The organism is Acinetobacter sp. YH16053 (assembly GCF_013417035.1).
Taxonomy (GTDB): domain Bacteria; phylum Pseudomonadota; class Gammaproteobacteria; order Pseudomonadales; family Moraxellaceae; genus Acinetobacter; species Acinetobacter towneri.
This window is the reverse complement of the sequence record NZ_VPEP01000013.1, coordinates 61,461-68,119: the sequence shown is the minus strand read 5'-3', so window position 1 is coordinate 68,119 and position 6,659 is coordinate 61,461. Positions and strand designations below refer to the sequence as shown.

At 38.8% G+C, this 6,659-nt stretch carries 6 protein-coding genes and 2 pseudogenes; 3 read left to right on the top strand and 5 right to left on the bottom strand.

Annotation, left to right across the window (positions count from 1 at the left end; all coding sequences use genetic code 11):
- The 5 genes and pseudogenes from FTV43_RS16175 to FTV43_RS10465 all read right to left on the bottom strand — a co-directional run.
- Positions 1-67, bottom strand: a pseudogene (locus tag FTV43_RS16175) (helix-turn-helix domain-containing protein); the annotation flags it as partial.
- Positions 68-128: 61 nt separating this feature from the next.
- Positions 129-737, bottom strand: a pseudogene (locus FTV43_RS10480) (phospholipase D family protein); the annotation flags it as partial.
- Positions 738-874: 137 nt separating this feature from the next.
- The gene (locus FTV43_RS10475) at positions 875-2,290 is read right to left on the bottom strand and encodes a DASS family sodium-coupled anion symporter (protein WP_136144361.1); all 1,416 of its coding nucleotides are present in this window, start codon (positions 2,288-2,290) and stop codon (positions 875-877) included.
- Positions 2,291-2,467: 177 nt separating this feature from the next.
- Positions 2,468-3,250, bottom strand: coding sequence for a sulfite exporter TauE/SafE family protein (locus FTV43_RS10470; protein ID WP_179995433.1), 783 nt, complete (start codon positions 3,248-3,250; stop codon positions 2,468-2,470).
- Between the two features lie 172 nt (positions 3,251-3,422).
- A complete protein-coding gene (locus FTV43_RS10465; RefSeq protein WP_070155832.1) occupies positions 3,423-4,163 on the bottom strand; it encodes an outer membrane protein OmpK in 741 nt (246 codons plus the stop codon).
- A gap of 545 nt (positions 4,164-4,708) precedes the next feature.
- Between FTV43_RS10465 and FTV43_RS10460 the strand changes: the two genes are divergently transcribed.
- From FTV43_RS10460 to FTV43_RS10450, 3 genes are all read left to right on the top strand, one after another.
- Complete coding sequence (locus FTV43_RS10460; protein WP_004974190.1) at positions 4,709-5,074, top strand: HPF/RaiA family ribosome-associated protein; 366 nt, start codon at positions 4,709-4,711, stop codon at positions 5,072-5,074.
- A gap of 164 nt (positions 5,075-5,238) precedes the next feature.
- Entirely contained in the window at positions 5,239-5,781 is a 543-nt protein-coding gene (locus tag FTV43_RS10455) for an ankyrin repeat domain-containing protein (RefSeq protein WP_004974192.1), read from the top strand.
- Between the two features lie 16 nt (positions 5,782-5,797).
- Positions 5,798-6,568 carry a transporter gene (locus FTV43_RS10450; RefSeq protein WP_179995432.1) on the top strand — a complete coding sequence of 257 codons (771 nt, stop codon included), beginning with the start codon at positions 5,798-5,800 and terminating at the stop codon, positions 6,566-6,568.
- The last annotated feature ends 91 nt before the right edge of the window (positions 6,569-6,659 follow it).

Genomic DNA, 6,659 nt, shown 5'->3' with positions numbered 1-6,659 from the left:
GCTTGGCCAGAAAAATGAGTCGTTCTCGCTGTTCTAAACTAAGTGGTACAGAAACAATTCGAGGCATGTGTGAACATCTGTTAACTAAAAAAACTTTTTCGCATGATTAGTTATTCTTGTCAACTTATGTGCTTTCCAGCATCATTGATATTTAATAAGCCTTTTTCGGTAAAATGAGCCAACAATTCATTGGTTTTCATTTTATGTTTTGCTGCAAGTTTAGATGATGTTAATTTACCAACATTATTGTCATTGGTTTCTTCAACAGATTCATTTGTTGGTTCGGCTTTCACTTCATCTAAACTAATTCTAACTTCATCACTAATACGAATAATACGTTGCGCTTCTTCATAAGCATCTTTAAAGACATCTTGATCTTCATATTTGCGAATCAAAATGCCCATTTCGTTATTATTAATTTGGCTAAATTCATAAAGATTTAGACTAGAAATAATACATTCAGATTCATTGAGATAGCATTTAGCATGTAAGTTTTTACAAAAACTGAGCCGAACAAAATCAAGTTTTTGCATCCATTTTATTTCATCAGGATGTAAATCACTTTTTCCATAAACGATTCGAATATCAATTTTGAGTCGATCTTTATCTTCAAGTAACTCTTTAATACGGTCATTTAAACGTAAATATGGGCTAATTAAAATTAATCTTTCTTTGGCATTTTTTATCAGTTCTTCTAAGAAAAAATTGGTCGCGCTCGTATTTAAAAACTTAGCCATTTAACCCTCCTCATTGTGTCTAAATTATTATGTCCTGAGTATAGCGAATTTATTTAGGTAATGATTTGATGATTAAAAATATTCTAAAATTGAGGCGAAAAAAATGGAGCATCTTGTGCTCCATTTTTTATTGATCCTTAACTAAAGAACCAATATACAAATAATGAAATAATAAATACGCACATGACGTTCAACACCATGCCCACACTCATCATTTCACTTTGTTTAATTTGACCTGTACCAAATACAATCGCATTTGGTGGCGTTGCCACAGGTAACATAAAGGCACACGATGCACCAATACCAATAATCACCACTAAAATTTCTTTTGGAATACCCATTTGGTCTGCAATTGCAGCAAATACAGGGACCAATAATGCAGCAGAAGCGGTGTTACTGGTAAATTCGGTTAAGAAAATAATGAAAATGGTCACCGCAAAAATCACCACCAATGGAGAGGTATCCCCAAAGGTATTGGCAAGGGTTTGACCCAACACCAAAGATGCACCTGAATCTTTTAAGATTGCACTGAGGGTTAGACCACCACCGAACAGTAATAACACGCCCCAATCGGTATTTTCAGCCACTTGCCTCCATGAGGCAGTACCTAGCATGACCACCAAACATGCAGCAGCTAATGCAGTCCATGTATCGGGTTGGCTAATGCCGAAGGTTTCGCTAAGTTTTTTACCAAAAATCCATGCCACTGCAGTACATGCGAATAAAATCATCGTTGCAACACGGGTTTTGGTCCATGGAATGACTTCAGTTTCAAAACGAATTTTCTGGTTTAAATTTGGACGCAATACCAAATATAAGCTGACCAACATGGCTGGCAGTAAAATCAGCACCATTGGTAGACCAATTTTCATCCAGTCAGCAAAGTCATAGTCTAAAGCTTTGGCTGCAATGGCGTTTGGCGGAGAGCCGACCAAAGTACCCAAACCACCTAAACTGGCAGAGTAGGCAATCCCCAATAAAATGAAAATGAAGGTTTTACGTTCTTTAGTGGCATCGAGGTGTGACAACAAGCCCAATGCCAGTGGTAACATCATCGCTGCAGTCGCGGTGTTGGAAATCCACATTGACAGTGCAGCAGTGACCGCAAAAATAGATAAAACCGAAATCCCCAAGTGACCGCCCGACATGGAAATAATCCACATCGCAATTTTACGATCCAGTTTTTGGATATGCAGCGCAGTTGCTAAGGCAAAACCACCAAAGAATAAGAAAATGACAGGGTCTGCAAAAGTTGCTAATGCTTGCTTGGTTGAAATTGGTACAAGTTCTTTGCTGGCATTTTCAAGTGGCATACCTAAAGCCACAGCAAGCACAGGTACTAACAGTGCTGTAATGGTAATGTGTACCGCTTCGGTGAGCCATAAAATACCAATAAAAAGCAACAGACTTAGACCCTTATTGGCGTTTTCATCATAGGGTAAGACGTTATACAAACCGAAAGAGAGCAGGGTCGCAAGAATAACAATGGCCCAAGTCTTGATCAGTTCTTTTCGCTTAATACTGGCTGGCACTTCTATATGGTTATTTTCCATAGAAGTTCGCTCCGTAAAAATGGAATAAAAGGAAAAGTTGGAAGATTGGTCGATGCAAACGACCGAAGCAGTCTGAATAGACTGTTTTTTAAGCTAGTCTTAATTATAGGTGTAAAAAATTATTTAAGCCAAAAAAAATCTAAATAATTTTCCATTTGTTATGTTCATTTTATTGATTTATATCAACAATGCAGGCTGTTTTGTGATGATGGATAATCCTTGAGCAATTGCGTAAATAGCCATAAAACCAAGTAAAGTAAATACAATGTACTTAAATACAGCCTGAGAAATATTTTTACGAATCAGACTGCCCACATAAACCATTGCCACAGAAATTAGGCAAATCAGTGCCAAAACCTTAAATTGTGTGCTGCTAAATTGTTGAATTACTGGATATAACACTGCCAGTTGAATGAGTTTAGAGACAATAAAATTAAGATTACTAATCACCACAATATCGGTTTTACTGTGTTGGGTGCTGAGCAAATACATCATTAAAAACGGTGCCATGGCATTGGTGGCTCCACCAATCACACCTGCTAGAAAACCAAAAATCAGCATATTTTTCAGTGAGGCTGAAATTTGTAAGGGGCGGGTTCTAAACTGATCGGCCACGTAAAGCAGAATCAGTGTCCCCATCGCAAATTTTAAATAGCCTTCATTTAGAATCAGCAGCAAACTGACGCCTAAATAGCTGCCAATTAACGCACTGAAGATTAAACCCCAATATTTTTTGCAGTAGCCATATAAACTGCTGAATATAGATTGTGTGGCATCGCCCCGCAGCATGTAGATATTGAGAAGCAAACAGGGAATCAGAACCAAAGCAACCGCAGTACTGAGTGGATATAACATCGCCACCGCAGCCGTACTGAGCATAGGAAAACCAAAACCGCTCATGCCATGCAAAATTGCAGCAATCGCACAAAACAGCAGAATAATGAAATCGGTTTTTTGCATGTGGGCTTCACAGTGCTTTTTATTTGAAATTTAACTCAATGTAGCGGAGTTTTGAGCTAAGTACAAATGGGTTGCGTGGTTATAAGCAATGCATATTTATTGGAAACTATTTTAATGACCAATAAAAAAGCAAGACCGAAGTCTTGCTTTTTTGAACAGAGAAAAATACAGCTTAGAAGTGGTATTTGACCAATGCGCTGACATCGTTTTGATTGATGCCTGATTTATTACCGTATTTGTTGTTCCAAACAGAGTGTTCGATACCGACATATAAACGTGTATTTGGCGAAATGTGTTTGCCTGCATTCCATTTATATTGTGTAGTCCAGTTGAGTTCGCTAGCGTGGTCATCTTCTGCAGTAGACCAATCAAGGAAACCATCTACTAAAAAGTCTTCAGCACCGACTTTAAATGGAAGACCGTAAGCAAACGTCATTTGATAATCATCTTGAGAGATATCTTTATCATTATCTGCTTTGTAGAAGTTCAATTGCGCATATTTGAAATATGGAAGCTCAAGATCAAAACCAATACCGTATAGGTAATTGTTAAAGCCTTCGCCACCTTCCCAAGTGGTTGCAATTAAAACATCTTTAATTGGACCAAAGGCAAGTTTTTGACCAGAAACAGCGCCTAAGCTTAAGCGTGGTGATACTTCAAAGTAAGTGTCATTGCCATCTACATCATTGTTTGAACGGTCAGCAAAGGCAAAAAAATCACCATATTTAAAACCAGCAGCGTATTCAAAAGTTACAGTGCTTTGTTCAATCTCTTGATCGCCAGTTAAAAAAGGTGATTTGTAATTTTCACCGTATAAACCTGTCACGCTAAAATCTTGCCAAATCGGTGCAGCTTGCGTAAAAGTTGCAGCAGTGGAGATTGCGCACAGCGCAGCAATATGTGTAAGTTTCATAAAAATAGACCCCAATAAAAGCGTTTCAAGGATACAGATTCTTTAGCAAAAATAAAGCAAAATTCGATTATTGACGGGTCATTTTGGGGTGTTTTTTATCAGTTTTTGGGTTGAGTGTTTTTTAAACGATTTAAAACCAATGGTCAAAATGCAAAGGCGAATATTGCAGATGTAACTAAACCCTTTAAAAGCATCAAGTTTCTTATTGGCAATAGATTGAACAACATGGTGCTATCCAAATTGATCGCTTATTGAGCATCTAAGCTGGAATTGGTGATAAAAGGGTTATTCTTTTGCTGCTTTTCTATAAATATTGCTTGCATATTTTTCAGATAGGCCCGATATTCAAGGTATAGGGACACGGTTCTGCAGAATTAAAAGTGTTCATCATTCACGTAGGAGGAAGTGATTCCAAACTAAGTTGAAGATGTACTTTATGCTGTAAAAACAGCACATTATAAACACGCCAAAACATATATATAAAATTATGTGTAAGATTTTGGCACAACAAGATTCAGAAATAACGAACGCAAGAGGATGAAATCATGAACATTGAAATCCGTACCGATAAAAACATTCAAAACAGTGATCGATTAATTAGTTACGTTCGTGAAGAACTGAATAATGAATTCCAACGCCACAGTGAGCGTATTACCCATTTTTCAGTGCATTTTAGTGATGAAAATGGTGAAAAAGGCGGTGATGACGATATTCGTTGTATGATTGAAGCACGTCCAGCAGGTCTAAAACCAGTGGTTGTGAATCATCGTGGTCATAATATTGATACAGCCATTCACGGTGCGATTGACCGTTTAAAACGCAGCCTAGAACATGCGTTTGAGAAAAATGAAAATCCTCGTGGTGCTCGCCCAGAATTTGTAGATACAGATGTTGGTGGCGACGACGAATAAGGATCAGACAGATTCCAAGAGCCTCGCAAATTTTGCGGGGCTTTTTTGTGTTTGCATGTAGCCAATGCACTAAATTCACGATTTGCTGACATTTATCTCATACAAATGTCGCTTTATTGGGCATAATAGTTCTAAATTAAACATTGAATAAGAGAGCTCTCTGCATGTTAACTGCGCAACAACAAGTCTTGGTGCAAGCAATAGAAGAATTAGACCTTGCCCAAGTGCAACGCCTATTGGCAGACGGTTTAGACCCTAACTTTATGGATGCCGAAAAAGGCCCTGTGATTTCAGTCTGGTCAGATGGTTTATTTCAATGGTGGGAAAAAGTCTGCGAAGCATACGAAGCAGGTCAGCCACTCACAGAGCAGCAAAAACAGCAAGATTTGCAAGTGCATTTAGATATTTTAGAGGCATTGATTCAAGCCAAAGTGAATTTGCACTTATGGGATGCCGAAGAAATTTACGGCCCATTGTGGGATGCAGCTTCTGCAGCATGTGTTCCTGCAGTGCAGCGTTTATTGGATGAAAAAGTCGATCCAAACAGCAAAGATGAAGATGGTTTAACCATTTTATCTTCGATTAGTGATTTATTGTTTGATTGTGATTTTGATGAAATTCAGTGGTCGGATGCTTTGCTAGAAGAACAGCAGACTTTAGAATTGTTGCGTCGTTATGGCGCAAAAATGAGCAAAGAATTGGCCTAAGAGCAGAGATAAAAATATGTCAGTATTAAAAACAGTTGGGTTAATCGTGGCGGCAGGCATCAGCATGCAGGTGAGCGCGGCAGATTTTGAGTTTGATCGTCCTGGTGCAGGAGTGAGTACGGGTATTACACCTGTAGGGAAGTTGGCTTGGGAACAAGCTTTGCCAAGTGCAAGTTATCAAGAAAGTAACGATACTTCGGGCGAAAAAGTTAAAACCACTCGCCTTAATGCTGACATGCTGTTACGTACAGGTTTGGCGCAAGATTTAGAGTTACAGCTGGGCTGGCAAGGTCCTGCATGGAGTAAAAGCAAAACCGCAGGTCAATCGGTTGAAGAAGATGGTTTGGGCGATGTCAGCATTGGTTTGAAACAAGCCATTGACTTAAATGATGACAAACTTTCTATGGCCGTGTTGTTGCAAGCGCTAATTGCCACAGGCAATGATGGCTTTAGCGAAGAAGATGATATTTATAGCTTGGGTACGGCAATCAGCTATCAATACAGTGAGCTGTTAAAAACAGGCATCAACATGCGTTACGATGTACAAAATAGCGATTGGGCGGTTACAGCAATTCCCAATATTCAGTATCGTTTAAGCGATCAATGGTCAGGTTTTTCAGAATTGGTCTATCGTAAAGCAGAAAGTCAGGACAATGAATATGGCTTAACTTCGGGGGTGATTTACGCACTGAATGAACGCACTCAGCTGGATGCCAGTGTCGGTGTAGATTTAGACGGTGCAGATAAAAGTTACCATGCAGGTTTAGGTATGGCGTTCTTGTTCTAAGCCATTTAAACCATTTAAAGCTTTAAAATACGTTGTATGTTGCAGCAGGCTAAACTCATCAAGCTTGCTGCAGATTCGTTTTCATCCTAAT

What these genes read in the sequence shown, in the direction of transcription:
- FTV43_RS10465 (WP_070155832.1), bottom strand. Translation starts at nt 4,163, where the DNA reads ATGAAACTTACACATATTGCTGCGCTGTGCGCAATCTCCACTGCTGCA.
- FTV43_RS10460 (WP_004974190.1), top strand. Translation starts at nt 4,709, where the DNA reads ATGAACATTGAAATCCGTACCGATAAAAACATTCAAAACAGTGATCGA.
- FTV43_RS10455 (WP_004974192.1), top strand. Translation starts at nt 5,239, where the DNA reads ATGTTAACTGCGCAACAACAAGTCTTGGTGCAAGCAATAGAAGAATTA.
- FTV43_RS10450 (WP_179995432.1), top strand. Translation starts at nt 5,798, where the DNA reads ATGTCAGTATTAAAAACAGTTGGGTTAATCGTGGCGGCAGGCATCAGC.
- FTV43_RS10475 (WP_136144361.1), bottom strand. Translation starts at nt 2,290, where the DNA reads ATGGAAAATAACCATATAGAAGTGCCAGCCAGTATTAAGCGAAAAGAA.
- FTV43_RS10470 (WP_179995433.1), bottom strand. Translation starts at nt 3,250, where the DNA reads ATGCAAAAAACCGATTTCATTATTCTGCTGTTTTGTGCGATTGCTGCA.